Annotated in this window: 11 protein-coding genes; 5 read left to right on the forward strand and 6 right to left on the reverse strand. The window is 49.2% G+C overall.

Annotated features, from left to right (window positions below):
* Positions 1–8: 8 nt before the first annotated feature.
* On the reverse strand, positions 9–3,713 hold the full coding sequence (addA, locus tag OTK50_RS04015; protein ID WP_045207596.1) for a helicase-exonuclease AddAB subunit AddA: 3,705 nt from the start codon (positions 3,711–3,713) through the stop codon (positions 9–11).
* Complete coding sequence (gene addB, locus OTK50_RS04020) at positions 3,700–7,200, reverse strand: helicase-exonuclease AddAB subunit AddB (protein ID WP_045207089.1); 3,501 nt, start codon at positions 7,198–7,200, stop codon at positions 3,700–3,702. Before addB ends, addA begins: the two co-directional genes overlap by 14 nt.
* A gap of 140 nt (positions 7,201–7,340) precedes the next feature.
* Between addB and OTK50_RS04025 the strand changes: the two genes are divergently transcribed.
* From OTK50_RS04025 to OTK50_RS04045, 5 genes are all read left to right on the forward strand, one after another.
* On the forward strand, positions 7,341–8,054 hold the full coding sequence (locus OTK50_RS04025; protein ID WP_079891809.1) for a DUF421 domain-containing protein: 714 nt from the start codon (positions 7,341–7,343) through the stop codon (positions 8,052–8,054).
* 68 nt (positions 8,055–8,122) lie between these two features.
* Positions 8,123–8,632, forward strand: coding sequence for a ferritin-like domain-containing protein (locus tag OTK50_RS04030; RefSeq protein WP_105937895.1), 510 nt, complete (start codon positions 8,123–8,125; stop codon positions 8,630–8,632).
* 228 nt (positions 8,633–8,860) lie between these two features.
* Positions 8,861–9,484 (forward strand): TetR/AcrR family transcriptional regulator, encoded by a 624-nt coding sequence (locus OTK50_RS04035; protein WP_045207087.1) that lies wholly within the window; start codon positions 8,861–8,863, stop codon positions 9,482–9,484.
* Positions 9,485–9,499: 15 nt separating this feature from the next.
* Positions 9,500–10,696 carry an MFS transporter gene (locus OTK50_RS04040; RefSeq protein ID WP_045207086.1) on the forward strand — a complete coding sequence of 399 codons (1,197 nt, stop codon included), beginning with the start codon at positions 9,500–9,502 and terminating at the stop codon, positions 10,694–10,696.
* A gap of 166 nt (positions 10,697–10,862) precedes the next feature.
* The gene (locus tag OTK50_RS04045) at positions 10,863–12,020 is read left to right on the forward strand and encodes an AbrB family transcriptional regulator (RefSeq protein ID WP_045207085.1); all 1,158 of its coding nucleotides are present in this window, start codon (positions 10,863–10,865) and stop codon (positions 12,018–12,020) included.
* 35 nt (positions 12,021–12,055) lie between these two features.
* Here the strand turns inward: OTK50_RS04045 and OTK50_RS04050 are convergent, their stop codons facing one another.
* The 4 genes from OTK50_RS04050 to OTK50_RS04065 form a co-directional block, all read right to left on the reverse strand.
* On the reverse strand, positions 12,056–12,577 hold the full coding sequence (locus OTK50_RS04050; RefSeq protein WP_221664040.1) for a MarR family transcriptional regulator: 522 nt from the start codon (positions 12,575–12,577) through the stop codon (positions 12,056–12,058).
* Between the two features lie 88 nt (positions 12,578–12,665).
* Complete coding sequence (locus OTK50_RS04055) at positions 12,666–14,144, reverse strand: monooxygenase (RefSeq protein WP_221664042.1); 1,479 nt, start codon at positions 14,142–14,144, stop codon at positions 12,666–12,668.
* Between the two features lie 146 nt (positions 14,145–14,290).
* Complete coding sequence (gene lepB / locus OTK50_RS04060) at positions 14,291–14,806, reverse strand: signal peptidase I (protein ID WP_007610493.1); 516 nt, start codon at positions 14,804–14,806, stop codon at positions 14,291–14,293.
* A complete protein-coding gene (locus OTK50_RS04065; RefSeq protein WP_082997806.1) occupies positions 14,803–15,429 on the reverse strand; it encodes a TVP38/TMEM64 family protein in 627 nt (208 codons plus the stop codon). The genes lepB and OTK50_RS04065 overlap by 4 nt, the downstream gene beginning before the upstream one ends.
* Between the last annotated feature and the right edge of the window lie 151 nt (positions 15,430–15,580).

A 15,580-nucleotide genomic window follows, 5' to 3' on the forward strand; every position in this document is an offset into this window, starting at 1 on the left:
GGATCTTGTTACAGTGTAAGAACGTGACCTCCATCGAAGAAATAGAGCGCACGCCCTTTCACTTTCGTTTTTGTAATTTGTTCAACCGCTTTTGTATACAATTCGATTTGTGTTTCATACCTTTTTTGCAGAATCGGAGCCGCGCCTTCAAATCCGTTCCGGAATTTCCCCTCTATCCGATCTGTTTTATAGTCCAGCAAATAGAGACCGTCCGCAGTTTCGTAGAGGCAGTCAATAATCCCTTGCACGAGCAGCGGTTCACCGGCCGTTTCGGCATCCTTGTACACCTCGCCGGCCGGAAGCGCCATACTGAACGGCACTTCCCGGTCAATCCGCAGCGCCCCGAGAAGGTCTTTACCGATTTCAGTTCCGAAAAACTGAACAATTTCTTCTATATCAATAGCTTCCTGCTGTTCTTCTGTCAGCAGCTCTTTTTCGTAAAGCATCCGGACCGTCCGCTCCGCTTCTTCGGCAGTCGGAACGTGCGTCAGCGGTATGTGCTGCATCACCGTATGCATCGCCGTTCCTTTTTCGGCGGCTGTCAGCCCTTTTTTCATCATAAAACCGGGACGCCTGTATAAAAGCGTGTCTCCTGACGGTTTGATGAGAGAGCGGCCGCTGTATTCATCCTCGTATTCTTGCTTTCTCTTCAGCTCAGAAACTGACTGCTTCGTTCTGATAGCCGTCAGCTCTCGGTACGGATATTCCCATTCAAGCAGACGGCGCGCCTGATCATCAAATGAAAACGAATCAGGAATCGGCTCGCCCTGCTGAATCGCTTTGAGACGTTTGCTCTTTTCTTCAGCACGTTCTTTTGGATTCTCTTCCAGCAATTCACTTTGCTGCAGCATCCGGATGTGAAAACGCGACGGATCGCGCGCGATATCCTCAGGCGATGAAAGCCCCGGCGTCCTGTGCGCCTCCATGTCACGGTGGCGGATGAGCGCCGGCCCGATAAAGTCCAAATAAGATGACGCCTGATAGCGGTCGAATTCAGAAAGAAGCCAATCAGCCCGGTCTGCTTGCGCCTGCCATTTGGCCAGCTGTTTTTCCCGGTTTTTGCAGGAACCGACGAGAAACAGCTTTTCCTTCGCTCTGGTCAGCGCCACATACAATACGCGCAATTCTTCGGATAAGAGCTCTCTGCGCATCTTTTTCTTCATCGCCACAAGCGGAAGAGTCGGATAGCTGATTCTGAGTTCCGGATGAATGTACTTCGTGCCGAAACCGAGCTCTTTATCAAGCAGGTATGATTTGTTGAGATCCATCATATTAAAACTTCTGCCGAGTCCGGCGGTGAAAACGACGGGGAATTCAAGTCCTTTGCTGCTGTGGATCGTCATCAGCCGAACGACATCCTCCTGCTCGCTGAGCGCCCGGGCCGTCCCCAGATCATCGCCGCGCTCCTGCATCCGTTCAATGAACCGCAAAAAGCGGAATAACCCGCGGAACGCCGTCGCTTCGTACGAGCGCGCCCGGTCATACAAGACGCGCAGATTGGCCTGGCGCTGCTTTCCGCCAGGCATGCCGCCTGCATAGTCAAAATATCCGGTATCGCGGTATACTTCCCAAATCAGCTCTGACACCGAATGATTCGTCGAAAATGACCGCCACTTTTGCAGACTGTCATAAAAGGTTCTCAGTTTTTGATACAGGTCATCATGCCTGTCACCGTTCGCTATATATGCTTTAAGCGCTTCATAAAACGGCGCTTTTTTCTTTTCAAGGCGTATCAGCGCAAGTTCATTTTCGTCACATCCGACGATGGGCGAGCGCAGCACGGAAGCAAGCGGAATATCCTGATACGGATTATCAATCACCTTCAAGACTGAAAGCGCCGCAGCCACCTCCACGGCTTCAAAGTAACCCGACGTCAAATTGGCGTACACCGGAATGCCCTGGTTTTTCAGCTCTTCCATTAATTGCGGCGCCCACGGCATGGAGCGCAGCAAAATTACGATATCCCGGTACTGGATATTCCGGTGTGTTTTTGTTTTGCCGTCATATACCTTAAACGGAGATGAAACAAGCTTTCGGATCTCCCCGGCTATCGCTTTTGCTTCCCAGTGCACGGTTTCAAAGTCTTCGGCATCCTCGGAGCTGTCTGCGTCATCAGCGCTGTCAATGAGCAGCAGTTCCGTTTTTGCCGCTTCATTCGGCGGATACGATGCGCCGAGCTTCAATGCCGCCTGTTCATCGTAGTCCACTTCGCCGATTTTTCCGCCCATCAGTTGCTTAAACAAGAAATTCGTACTGTCCAAAATATCGGAGCGGCTGCGGAAATTTTGGTTCAGATCAATTTTCTGCCCCGCGCCTTCCCCGCTCTCTGTAAACCTTTTATATTTCCCGAGAAACAGCAGCGGCTCAGCAAGTCTGAAACGGTAGATCGATTGTTTGACGTCGCCTACCATAAACAGATTTCCCGTCTCTTCATTCCCGCTTTTAACAAGCTGCAGGATAGACTCCTGCACAAGGTTCGTATCTTGATATTCATCAACCAGAACTTCATGGAACTGGTCTTGATAATAAACGGCCGCTTCGCTCGGCACCCGCCGGCCTTCTTCATCAACCGCAGTTAAAATCGCCAGGCAGTAATGTTCCAAATCTGAGAAATCAATAATTGATTTTTCTTGTTTCGCCGCTTCAAATCGTTTTCCGTACGATATCACGAGCTGAACGAGCGTTTCGATGACAGACTTCATATCTGCTAAACTCTTTAAGTGATCTTGCGGACTTCTTGTAAAGTAATCATTCTTTAACTTTTCGATCAGTTTCTTCGCGCCGTTTCGCAAATCGGTCGCTTCGTCCAAAAGCGCTTTGTCAAATTCATCACCCTTTACCGCCTTCGCCCGCTTAAATGAGACTGCGGGAACCCGTTCATACAGCGCATCGAAGTCATGCCGGCAGCTGATCAGCTCTTCTATCTGCTGAAGGTCATCCAGAAAATTATCAGCGCGCGGCGCCGGCCCGCCGGGCGCTTTTGTCAGTTCAAGCGCCTTTTCAAGCTTTTGTTTTGCCCCGAAGAGCGCCATTTCAGCATCTTCTCTCACATATTGGTAAAACGGAAGCTCTTCCATTTTGCTTTCTTCCGTCACGTCATACAGGCGGACAAAGCTTTGCAGCCACGCTTCCGGGTCAGGATGCGACCGGGAATACTCGTACACCCGTTTGACAAGGTCTTGAAGATCCAGATCATGCCTGTCTGTCGTATATCTGTCCGCAAGCTCAAAAAACGCCTGATTCCCTTTTGCGTATTCATCTTCAAACAGCTCATCAAGCACTTCGTCTCCGAGCAATTCGCCTTCCGTCTGGTCAGCCATCCGAAAACCGGGGTCAAGATCAATCATATAATAATATTTTTTAAGCACTTGCAGACAGAAAGAGTGAAGCGTCGAAATGCTCGCCCGATTTAATAGAGAGAGCTGCCGTCTGATATGCAGAGATCCCGGATTTTTGGCGAGCTCTTTTTCTAATGCTTCCGCGATCCGATGCTTCATCTCCGCTGCTGAGGCGTTTGTAAAGGTCACCACAAGGAGCCTGTCAACATCAACCGGATCTTCCTCCGCGGTTATCTTTCTGATCATCCGTTCCACGAGCACGGCCGTTTTACCTGATCCGGCTGCGGCAGCGACCAAAATATCGCGGCCGGAAGAAACGATGGCGCTCCATTGGTCATCCGTCCATATGCTGTCTTTCGGTTTAGGAATTTGCATCATCATCCGCCTCCTTCTTCAGCCAATCCAGTATGGTGCCGTCTTTTTCCGCTTTCAGGCTGCGGTATTCATTTTCCTTAAGCGACTCATCAAACTGGCACACCGATTGAAACGCACAGTACGTACAAGGCGTCCTATCTTTCAGCTTATACGGGGTAATGGACACAAGTCCGTCCGTTATCGCTTCGCCCGCCTGTTCAAATGTCCGCCGCACATGGTCTGTCAGCAGATGAAAGTCCTGTTCGCTGACCGCGGCTGAGTCGGATCTTAAAGACCCGTCCTTTTTCAAACCGGCATTGACGATATTTGAACGCCCTTCCTCCAAAGTCGTGTCCATCAGACTGATCGCCTCCCGGTCACCGAGGAGAAGGCCTTTCATTTTAAATTTCTTGAAAATTTCCTGCTCGATTTCATCAAGCCCCATCGGCAGACTGGCCTGAATCATCGGATCATGGATATGGAAATACAAAACGCCTGCCGGGGTCGCTTTCATACCGAGCCAATCTTCGGAATGTGTAATCGATAAGTCAAGGTATGTGAGCATTTGCAGAGCGAGCCCGTAATACACCTCAGCCAGATCAAGCCCCCTGTCGCTTGATTTATAATCAACGATTCTCAGCAGCAGGCCTTTTGAACTTTCCGCTTTATCCACGCGGTCGATCCGTCCGACGAGTTCCATCGTACAGCCGTTTTTCAGCGTGAAAGTGAGCGGGGGCAGCGGCCCGCTTCCGCCGAAACCGAGTTCAAGACCGACCGGGACGAAACCGCTCGCCTTCGCATGCTCGCTTAATATGCCTGAAACACGCGTGACGATCTTCTGCAGTTTTTCCTTCACATAAAAGTGTCTGTTTGAGCTGAGCAGAATCTCTTTTTGCAGCTTTGGCGCAAGCCGTTCCACCGCTTCATAAGAGAAATTCCGGCACTGATCTTTCGTCAGATCGCGCCATTCCAGCTTCTGCTCACGAAGCCGGTCTGAAATCAGCTTCAGGCTGGAGTGAAACAGCTGGCCGATATCCGGCGCTTCCAGCTTGAAAAACTGCCGCTCTTTTAATTGAAGCCCGTGAGATGCAAAATGAGAGAACTGGCAGGCATTAAACGCCTCCATCCGGGAGACGCTTCCTTTAATATGCTCGCCGTAAAGCTGGCGCGAAACAGGCCGTTCAAGACGCTTCGCCTCATTGCGGAAAAACAAGCTTGAAAACAGCTTTTTCGCACGCCGGTGATCAGACTCTTTCATCAGCACATTGTATGCGCTCCACCATACGTCACTGATCTCGTACTCTCTTGTCCACAGCCTGAGCTGACTTGCCGTATATGTCTGAGCCACCTGTTTATTGACGAGATACTGAAGCTGCTCTTCTTCGCTTACCTGCTCGGGATCAGCCGCTGACAGCTTTTCCTGATGATCGGGAAACAGCTCGCCAAGCCTGTTTACAACGATTGACGGCAGGAGCGTTTTTCCTTCCGCATCGGCAATCGGGTATGACATATAAAGACGGTCAGACGGACTCGACAGCGCCATATAGATGAGAAAATGCTCATCAAGCAGCCGCTCACGCCCCGCGGAAGACAGCTCCACTCCGACCGCTTTCAGCCACTCCCGGTCATCATCAGACAGCACGCCGTTTTCATCCGGGCGCGCCGGAAGAACGCCGTCATTGGCTCCGATGACGAATGTGCAGGACGTGCCGTACATTCTTGAGAGATCCATATTCCCTACAAATACTTGGTCAAGCGCAGGCGGAATTAAAGAAAAATGAAGCGATTCCGTTCCCGTTTCAAGCATTTGCTGGAACAGCGCCAAAGATATTTCATCTTCACCCATCATGCCGGCAAACTCCTCGAGAAGCTGGATAACGGCATCCCAAGCCTGGCCGTGCTGCTGCGCTTCGATCATGTTTCCGGCCTCTTCGGCCCGCTGCCTTTTCCGGTCCAGCTTCAGGGGAACATCGGTATCTTCCAAAAAGAGATAAAGAGCCTCCGCCATGCTTTGAACCGTTTTCGCTTTTTTCATCCGGTTTTGAAGCCGGACGAGGGGCGCGGCTATCCACTCTCTCGTCTCATTCAGCATGTGTTCCATCTCTATTTCCTGATCCGTCTGCGCGAAATCCTCATCGAGCGATACGAAGCGCCTGTATACAAACCGCTCGCCGCTTGTCCAGCGCTCCCCTTTAATGCCGTAGGCGATACAGTAATTTTCAAGCTGATCAACCTGCTCTCTTATTTTCTGCTCCGGCTGATCAAGCGGGAATAACAGTTCGGTTTTCGCACAGCGGAACACTGCTTCATATCTCCAGTTCCCCTTCACGACATCGAGGCTTGAACGGATGAATTCAATAAGCGGGTGATGCTGCATAGAAGCTTTTCCGTCAATAAAATAAGGAAGCCCGTAATCGGCAAACACTTCCTTCAGCAAATCTTTATAATCTTCCGGCTGACGGATGAGAATCGCCATATCTTTGTACCGGTATCCTCCGTCCCGGACAAGCGATTGAATTTCCCGGGCAATACCTTCAAGCTCAGCTCTTCTGTTTTGCGCCTGCATGACGGTAAAAGCTTCCTGTCCGCCGGTATACGCCGCGGCGGGACGTACATCGTACTGCGACTCTATACAGGCAAGCTCCGGCGCATGCTGATGCCGCTTCGTGCCATGCAGTTCCTTGCAGGAAATATCAGCATTCAATTCCTTTGCCGTCTGATAAAGCTTATAGTATGTGCTTCCCGTCATTCTGAACAGATCGAGCTCATCAGGTGCCTGTTCCGCCGAAGGGCTGTCCGCCGTCAGCGAGAATGTGACATGTTCAGCATGCATGATCAGCTGCTCCAGCACCCTTAATTCCTGCGGCGTAAATTGATAGAATCCGTCGACGTAAACACGGGCGCCTTTTACAACGTCCGCCAAAGGAATCTGCTGAGCGAGCAGCGTCAAATAATCCTCTGAATGCAAATAGTGTCCGGCGAGGCTTCTTTCCATCTGCTGATATAAAATGCCTAAATCATGAAGTTTTTCAGACAGCATCCGCTCTCCGCGATATTCTGACGCCGTTCCGCTTTCCGCCATGCGGCGGACGTCTTCAGGCTCAATACAGTACCGCTTAAACTCTGTCAGCATCCGTTCCACCTGCTCAGTGAACCCGGTTTTGTCACTCGCTTTTTGATACACTTTAAACTCGTGCTTATATTCTTCAATCAGTTTCCTTAAAAGCATCTGCACACCCGTCGTCGTCACAAACGGGCGGTTCATGCCCCCGGTATGCTGAAGCACGCGCCACGCCAAACGCGAAAAACTAAACACTTGAGCGCGTATCATGCCGCCGATATCCGGCGTTTTAGCAAGCTCATATTCCATTAAAAACGTCATTTGATCCGGGACTAGAAAAATGATCGGTTTCCCGAACGGCTCCCGGCGCAGTTCATCTTGAATGCTGTCGATAATCAGCCTCGTTTTCCCACTCCCCGATCTGCCTACTAAAAACTCAACACCCAAATTAAAAGACCCCTCTCTTTTTATCTTTCTACATTTTATCGAAAGTTGACGAAAATGACCAATCTCATCTGCTGGTAAAAACGGGATGACTGTTTTAAAAAATTTCGTTTTTGACCAAAATAAAGAAAAAAGGACTAATGATGATGTCAGAATATCCCGAAGTAATTGTACGGACGGCTCTGTCGTTCAGCATTCTGTTTATCGGCGCCCGGATACTCGGTAAACAAACCATTTCACAGATGACGCTTTTTGATTTCATTGCGGCCATCTCGCTCGGCGCCATCACGGCAAATCTGTCGTTTAATACAAAGCTGCCGATTCATTATAATGTCATTGCCTACATTATTTTCGTGGCAATCATTTACCTTGTCGCATATCTTTCTATGAAAAACAGGGTCCTTAGGGGTTTCTTTGCAGGCAAACCGACCATTATCATTCAAAACGGTAAAATACTTGAGCATAATATGAAAACGATGCGTTATACCATCGACTACTTGAACCAGCAGCTGCGTGTAAATGACGTATTTGACATTTCTCAGGTTCAGACTGCCATCATTGAAACAAACGGCAGCATGTCAGTGGAGGTCAAACCGGAATTCGCGCCCGTTACAAGACAGGATCTCGGTATCTTTGCCGGACATGAAAAGAACTTTGCCGTTGAGCTGATTATGGACGGCCGGCTGGTGATGAAGAATCTGGAAGAAAACCACGTATCGGAAAAATGGCTGAGAGAAGAATTGGACAAGAGAAACCTCAAACCGGAAGACGTCGTATACGCTGTGCGCGGAAGCAACGGCCGGCTTTTTGTCGACACATACGACGACCATATTACATCGCCGCTAGATCAAGAATAAAAATGACATCCGCACATGTCACGGGCTGCCGCCGTATAATACCCTATAAACATCCGGGGGTGAGTCCAATGCACGAGAATTTTTTTCATTATACAGCCATCTGCAGTGACGATTCTGTGCTTATCAAGGATCTGGTAAAATCCATAAACGGTGAATACAGCGCTGTGATTTGCTACTCAATATTAGCCGAAAAAGCGCCGACCGCAGAAATCAGAAGACGAATCGAACATATCAGAGAGGAAGAAGTGCGCCACCTGCACGCTTTTTCTTCTCTGTATACGTCAATTACCGGAAAACAGTTGACGCCGAAACAGACGGAGCATTGTCCGCACACATACAGAGAAGGACTGAGGGCGGCGTTTTATGATGAGCAGAAAACGAATGATTTTTATTTACAGGCATCCGATAGAGCGGTGCATCCGGAAGCGAAGCAGTTATTTGCCCGCACGGCATTTGACGAGCAGCGTCATGCCGTCTGGTTTTTATACGATATGGCCCACTCTCCTTTCCACCATACAGGGGGAACGGTATCAAACGCGCCGAATACAAGCTACACCGAGGTAAATACCGGAAAATAACGGTTCAGGCAGATCACGCTCCCCCGCCGGGAGTCTTCAGACCGCAGACAAACCCCGTTCTTTCAACATGAGAGAATGGGGTTTACTTTTCGAGCCGTTTTTATACTCCCTCCAAACAATGGATAACTTCTTCATTGTATAATCAGCAAAAACCCTTTATAATAAAATAAACCAACCGGTCGGTTTTTAAGGAACCGAACCTCATTTGGCGGAAAGGATCTGTGTGAAGTGACAAATACAAAAGGCGGGGCCGGAAAGAGCGAAAAGACGAAGAACAGGCTCGTATCCGCTTCGCGTGACTTATTTGCAAAAAAAGGATATTCAGAAACATCGATTCGGGATATTTTAGAGGCGGCCGAAATCAGTAAAGGCAATCTATATCACCATTTTAAAGGAAAAGAGTTTCTGTTTCTTCATATCATGGAAGAGGATCACCGCGTGATGATCGAGACGTGGAGGAAAATGGAAGCTGATCTGAAAGATGCTGCCGAAAAGCTGGCGGGCTTTGCGGAGCTGCTCAGCCGGATGAGCATTAATTACCCGCTTATGAGAGCAAGCGAAGAGTTTTATGCGAGTGCGTTTACGTCAGAGGAGGTCGTAAAACGTCTCAATAAAATTGATATTGAATACGACGATGTGATGAGAGAGATCTTAACAGAGGGAAATCAAGACGGCAGCTGGTCCATTCATCATGTCGAATCAAAAGTGAAAATCCTGCTGTCCGTCTTTTACGGTTTAGATGTGTTATATAAAAACGATACCATTCAGCAAAGAATCGAATTGCAAAAAGAAGCCATCTCCGTGTTTATTCACGGAGTCATCAATGCTGATCAACAGAATCAAGACAGCTGACAAAGGAGAAACAACATGCAAAAACCGATCAGAGAACAAAAGGCTGTACTCATCATCTTATTAAGCAACATATTTATTGCGTTTTTAGGCATCGGATTGATCATTCCCGTTATGCCGCTGTTTATGAATGTGATGCACTTGACGGGGAGCACAATGGGATACCTTGTCGCTGCCTTCGCCGTCGCGCAATTAATTGCATCCCCCATTGCGGGGAGATGGGTTGACCGCTTCGGCAGAAAAATCATGATTCTCGCCGGACTGTTTTTATTCGCATTATCCGAACTGACCTTCGGATTGGGTACACATGTCTCCATTTTATATTTCGCAAGGGTGCTGGGGGGCATCAGTGCCGCTTTTATCATGCCCGCTGTTACAGCGTATGTCGCAGATATTACGACGGTGCAGGAAAGATCGAAGGCGATGGGCTATGTATCTGCCGCCATCAGCACAGGGTTTATCATCGGGCCCGGCATAGGAGGATTTATTGCCGATCACGGCGTTCGTATGCCGTTTTTCTTTGCGGCGGGAATTGCATTTATCGCAGTGATTTCCTCTGTCTTTATGCTGAAAGAGCCGTTAACTAAAGAAGAACGCGCAAAGCAGCTGGAAAGCGTCAAAGAATCAACCTTCTTAAAAGATTTGAAAAAGTCGATTCATCCAAACTACTTGATCGCCTTTATCATCGTTTTTGTTTTGGCATTCGGACTGTCGGCGTACGAAACGGTATTCAGCTTATTTACAAACCATAAATTCGGCTTCACACCAAAGGATATCGCCATTATTATTACGTTCAGCTCCATTGTGGCGGTCCTCATTCAAGTGCTCGCGTTCGGCAGACTTGTCAACTTCCTCGGGGAGAAAAAAGTCATCCAGCTTTGTCTGGTCAGCGGCGCTGTGCTGGCTTTCGTTTCTACGGTGATGTCAGGATTTTTGCCCGTGCTCGCTGTCACTTGCATCATTTTCCTTGCGTTTGATTTACTGCGCCCGGCACTGACTACTTATCTATCGAAAATCGCAGGAAACCAGCAAGGGTTTGTTGCCGGTATGAACTCAACATACACGAGTTTGGGCACCATTTTCGGCCCGGCTCTGGGCGGTATTTTATTTGATATGAATATTCATTTCCCGTTTCTGTTCGCAGGTGTGGTTTTATTTCTCGGTCTGGGATTGACCTTTATGTGGAAAGGAAAAGCGGGCGAGGTTTCGGAGTAGGGTGCACTCACCATCTCCGGAGCTTTTTTTATGTTTGTGATAAGAAAAATGAATGGATTATGAGAAATAATTCATTATTTATTTATCTCAAAATCTATACTATAGTAATAGTAAGGTTAACGAGCTTAACAATTTAATATGAATGTTTCAGGAAGAAGGGTTTTCATTGAAGAAAGACAAACATCTCCTTACGGATATCTGGTTTATTCTCATCAGTGCGGCAGGGGGGTTTCTTCTTTCGCTTACAGGGATGTCGATCGCCTGGATGCTCGGAACGCTGGCCGCCGGCTGCATCCTCTCCATGACGAGGCCCCGCTGGCTGTTCATGGCGCCTGACAGAAGAGGGATTCACCGCAGATGGCTTGCGGCGGGACAAATGATCCTCGGCATCGAACTCGGCCAGAAACTGAACCTGTCCGTTCTGTCGGTTTTACGGGAGCATTGGCTTCCGGTAGGCTTCATGCTGATTTTCTCTATCGTGATGGCGCTTGTTTCCGGATATGTGCTCTTTCGGTTCAGCCGGACGGACATGATGACAAGCTTTGTAGGCACGGCGCCGGGCGGTTTATCCGCCATGCCGGGTATCGCCCAGGAAGTCGGCGCAAACACCGCGATTGTAAGCCTTATTCAGCTGACGCGCGTCCTTTTGGTCGTCATGACAATACCGTTTCTCGTCATTTTCTTATTTACCAAACAAAACGGTGCGGCTCAGACATCAGCCGGAGCCGTTTCGGCAGGAGCTTCACATCCGGGCCTTATTCCCGTCTTGTTAACAGCCGGATTTATTTTGGCTGCCTGGCTTACAAGCAAAGGCGCAAAACGGCTGAAATTCCCCGCCCCTTGGCTGCTCGGCAGCATGATCGGCGTTGCTGCTGCGGAAATTGGCGTGTCCGCCTTGGCGGGCAAAGACATGCTGGCCTGGTGGCCGCCGGAAGCGAACCAGCTGTCACAAATTTTTCTCGGCGCCACAATCGGATCAAAAATGTACAAAAGCATGTTCACCGGCGTGACGAGAGTGCTGACCGTCGGATTTATTTCTTCCGTCGGATTAATCGCCGCCATGATTCTGAGCGCGGTTGCGGTTTCTAAATTAACGGGCATCTCCATGATTACATCTGTTCTCGCCTTTTCTCCCGGCGGGATCGCCGAGATGGCGGCGACTTCGATCACCCTGCACGAAGACTCGACTTTCGTCGTCGCAGTTCAGGTCATCCGGATCGTTCTCGTCATCGCCATGCTTCCGCCCTTCTATCGGCTGCTGCACCACCTTTCTCAGCTGAAACGGGCACACGGCGAAAGAGGCCGGGCAGAAAGAGGAACATGATCCGAATAAAAAACACGCATATGGATGCGTGTTTTTTATTTGAACAGCTCTCCGCAGCCATTTACAGACCGCCAGTTTGCTGAAAGATCACGGAACAGCCGTTCAGCAAATAACAGTTCTTCATCTGTATAGCGGTCTAAAAACGCCAAGAGCCGCTTTTTAATCAATTCATGATATTCACGATGAAGAGAATGCAGCTCTTTCCCGGCAGGAGTCAGCCGGAAATAGACTTCTTTTTTATTGTCGCTCAGCCGGGTTCTGCGCAGAAAGCCGGCTTCCAAAAACTTCGCGCAGCTTCTCGACACGGTCGGCTTTGTCGTCTTCATTTTTTCCGCTATTGACGTGACATTGATCGGTTCATGATCTCCGATACACGACAAAATGTGAATTTCCGTCAAGGTCAGCTGTAATTTTTTCCCGTTTTCTTCACGGAGTTCGTCCATCCGTCCGGCCAACGACGCCCTGATGTCCTCCTGACACCTCTCCTGCTCGTGAAAAATATCTGTCAGCCTTTCAAGAATCATGTGTTTTGCATGGTCTGGCTGTCTTCTGTCCAACTGCTGAGTCACCCTTCCGTATTGATTGTTTCTTTTACTATAACGTTTTGTTACACAAGAAACAATCACACAGGCGCATAAAAGGGTATCAGATGAATCCCCATCTCTCCAAACCGGCCAGAACGGCTTCTTCCGCTTCACATCCCGAGCCGCCGGCTGCCCATGCCGCGTGGCCGTCCGGCCGGATTAAAACGGAGTGGACGTCATCCCAATCGGCACGTGTTTCAGCAAGCTCCGCCTTGACAGCTGCCACACTGTCCGTATCAATACCGGCGGGAATGCTCCCTCTTAATGACAGAAGCACAAAGGCGCCCTTATGAAGAAAATCATACAGCCGGGCCGGCCGCCCGTCATGAAGGGTCAATTCGATATCCGGCAGACGTTTTCCGTTCAGGGTATGCGGCGGCAGCTCCGCATCCGGTTCATAATGCAGATCAAGCGCGGATACTTTTCCCGCCAATAAACGGTTGGACTCCTGAACATCCAGCAAAGCGGTCATCGTTTCTCTTAATGCCATCCCCGACTCGGTAAAATCCATGAGCTTTATCTGGGTTTTTATATTGTGCAACACTTCTTTTCCTGTGCTGTGCCTTTCCTGATGATAGCTGTCCAGAAGGTGAGGCGCCGCTTTCCCCTTCATTTGCGCCGCCAGCTTCCAGCCGAGGTTGAAGGCATCCTGAAGCCCCGTGTTCAGGCCTTGGCCGCCTGCGGGAAAATGAATGTGCGCCGCATCCCCGGCCACAAAAACCCGGCCGGAGCGATACTGCTCAGCCTGACGCTCGGCATTGCCGAACCGCGACATCCATACCGGATCACTTAATCCGAAATCAGCGCCGCATATCCGCCGCAGGTCTTCTTTCAGCTCATTTTCGGTGACCGGCTCTTCCTTCCGCTTTTGCGGGGCGTGCGGAGAAACGATGAGGACGCGGAAAAGTCCGTCCGTAAGAGGGATAATCACAACCGATCCCTCCAGGCGGCACGTTGAGAAAAAGGAAGATTCGGGCGGATGTTTCAAAGCGGCATCACAAAGGGTTCCTGTTAAGTCGGCATCAGTGCCCGAAAAAGCGATACCCGCCTGTTTCCTGACAATGCTCCCCGCTCCGTCTGTACCCGCGGCATATAAGCTGTGAAGAGTGCGGATCCCGCTTTCGTCCCGGAACACCGTCTCCACTCCGTCATCCGTCTGGGTGACAGCCACCGCTTCCGCCCCGCGGATGATGTCTGCGCCGAGACTTGATGCATACTCCTCCAAAATCCGCTCCGTTTCTGCCTGAGGCAGCATTAACGAATAATTCTGCTTCGTATCCAGCCGAGAAAAATCCAGCCGTGTATCCAGCATGGAAAAATGGCCGGAAGACACCTTCGTCCCTTTTTCCAAAAAGCGTTCCAGTATGCCTCTCATGGCAAAAAGCTCAAGTGTGCGCGGATGCATGATAAGCGCTTTGGAATATGGCATCGTCTTCTTCAATCGTTCAATGACAGTTGTTTTCACTCCGGCCAGCGCCAGTTCTGATGCAAGCATAAGCCCGACCGGACCTCCCCCGATAATGGCAGCCTGTGTTTTCATCTCATCAGCCCTCTTTCATATTTTTGTTACACACGTAACAAAATCACTAAAAAATAAACGCCTCTTTTTTTGTTTCACGCGTAACAATTTTCATTATAGTCTTTCCTCTGCTTTTTTACAATCATTTCCGAAAAAAAAGACGCCGTTCACTTGGCGTCTGATTCACTGATGACTCCGACAATATCTTTATCCTTAATCGGACCGAAATGACGGCTGTCGAGGCTGTATATGCGGTTGTCGCCAATAACAAAGTATTGTCCCTTCGGTATGCTTTTGCGCCCGGTCGTTTCCTTCAGCGTATAATCACCGGTCACATGGCTCCCGGCGGACAATGATGACTTTAACGGTTTTAAAAAGGGTTCTGCCACCCGTTTTCCATTCACATACAGCTGATCCTCCCTGTATGCGATTGACTCGCCGGGGAGCCCGATAACTCGTTTGATCAGCACTTTGCGGTGCGGGCCTTTAAACAGGACAATATCGAAACGGCGGATCGTTTTGTAACGATGGGAAAACTTGTTGACCAGCAGCTCATTTCCTTGTTTAAAGGTCGGATTCATGCTGATTCCTTCGACTTTATAATCAATAAAAATGGCATTCTTTAATTGTATGGCCAAAACAACGATAAGCACGCCGGCTATAAACCAAAATCGTTTTTTCAAGATTCCTGTCTCCCTCCGTCTTTCTCATGCTGACTGATTCTCGTCTGTAAACGCCGTTCGATATGCTTTCCGGCATACCACAGCACCCCGATCACCGTTATGGCGCCCGCCATCCTGAAAGGCTGTGTTATGAGTGCGTGAAGATCATACCCGATAAAGCTGATCATAAAGATCATGACCATTTTCCCCATAGCGGCTGCTGATATAAACTGCAGCGCCCCCACCCGTGACAGACCGGCAACGATATGAACCGCAGCGGACGGCGTAAAGGGGAAGCAAAGTAAAATAAACAGCGGACCGAAACCGTGCCGCTCAACCCAGAGCATCATCCGCCTTATGGTCTGATGCCTGCGGATGAAACCGAAAGCTCTTTTCTGTCCGAAACGGCGGACGGCATAAAACATCAGCATCGATCCTGCCGCAGACCCGAGCCATGACAGAAAAAAACCTTCCCACAAACCAAATGCATTCGTATTCGCCACCACAAATACAACGAGCGGCAAAAACGGAAGAAACGCTTCAATAAAAGGCAGTACAGCCGCAGCCGCCGGGCCGAAAGCTCTATAGCTTTGGAACCATTCCGTCAGCTGTTCCTCAGTCAAATATGATAAAAATTGCTCCAACGTTTATACTCCTTAACGAGTTTGTCTATCCTTATTCTACACATTATCTCCAAAAAACGAAAATGTTTACGAGATTTTCCGACTTGAAATATCGTGTAATCGAATATAAAATAGGAACAAACGTTCCCTTTTTTAAGAAAGAAGGAGTATT

The sequence above is a fragment of the Bacillus sp. NEAU-CP5 genome (assembly GCF_026420705.1).
In the GTDB taxonomy this organism is placed as follows: domain Bacteria; phylum Bacillota; class Bacilli; order Bacillales; family Bacillaceae; genus Bacillus; species Bacillus velezensis.

Coding starts and splice junctions, on each gene's coding strand:
- addA (WP_045207596.1), bottom strand. CDS start 3,713: ATGCAAATTCCTAAACCGAAAGACAGCATATGGACGGATGACCAATGG.
- OTK50_RS04025 (WP_079891809.1), top strand. CDS start 7,341: ATGATGTCAGAATATCCCGAAGTAATTGTACGGACGGCTCTGTCGTTC.
- OTK50_RS04030 (WP_105937895.1), top strand. CDS start 8,123: ATGCACGAGAATTTTTTTCATTATACAGCCATCTGCAGTGACGATTCT.
- OTK50_RS04040 (WP_045207086.1), top strand. CDS start 9,500: ATGCAAAAACCGATCAGAGAACAAAAGGCTGTACTCATCATCTTATTA.
- OTK50_RS04055 (WP_221664042.1), bottom strand. CDS start 14,144: ATGAAAACACAGGCTGCCATTATCGGGGGAGGTCCGGTCGGGCTTATG.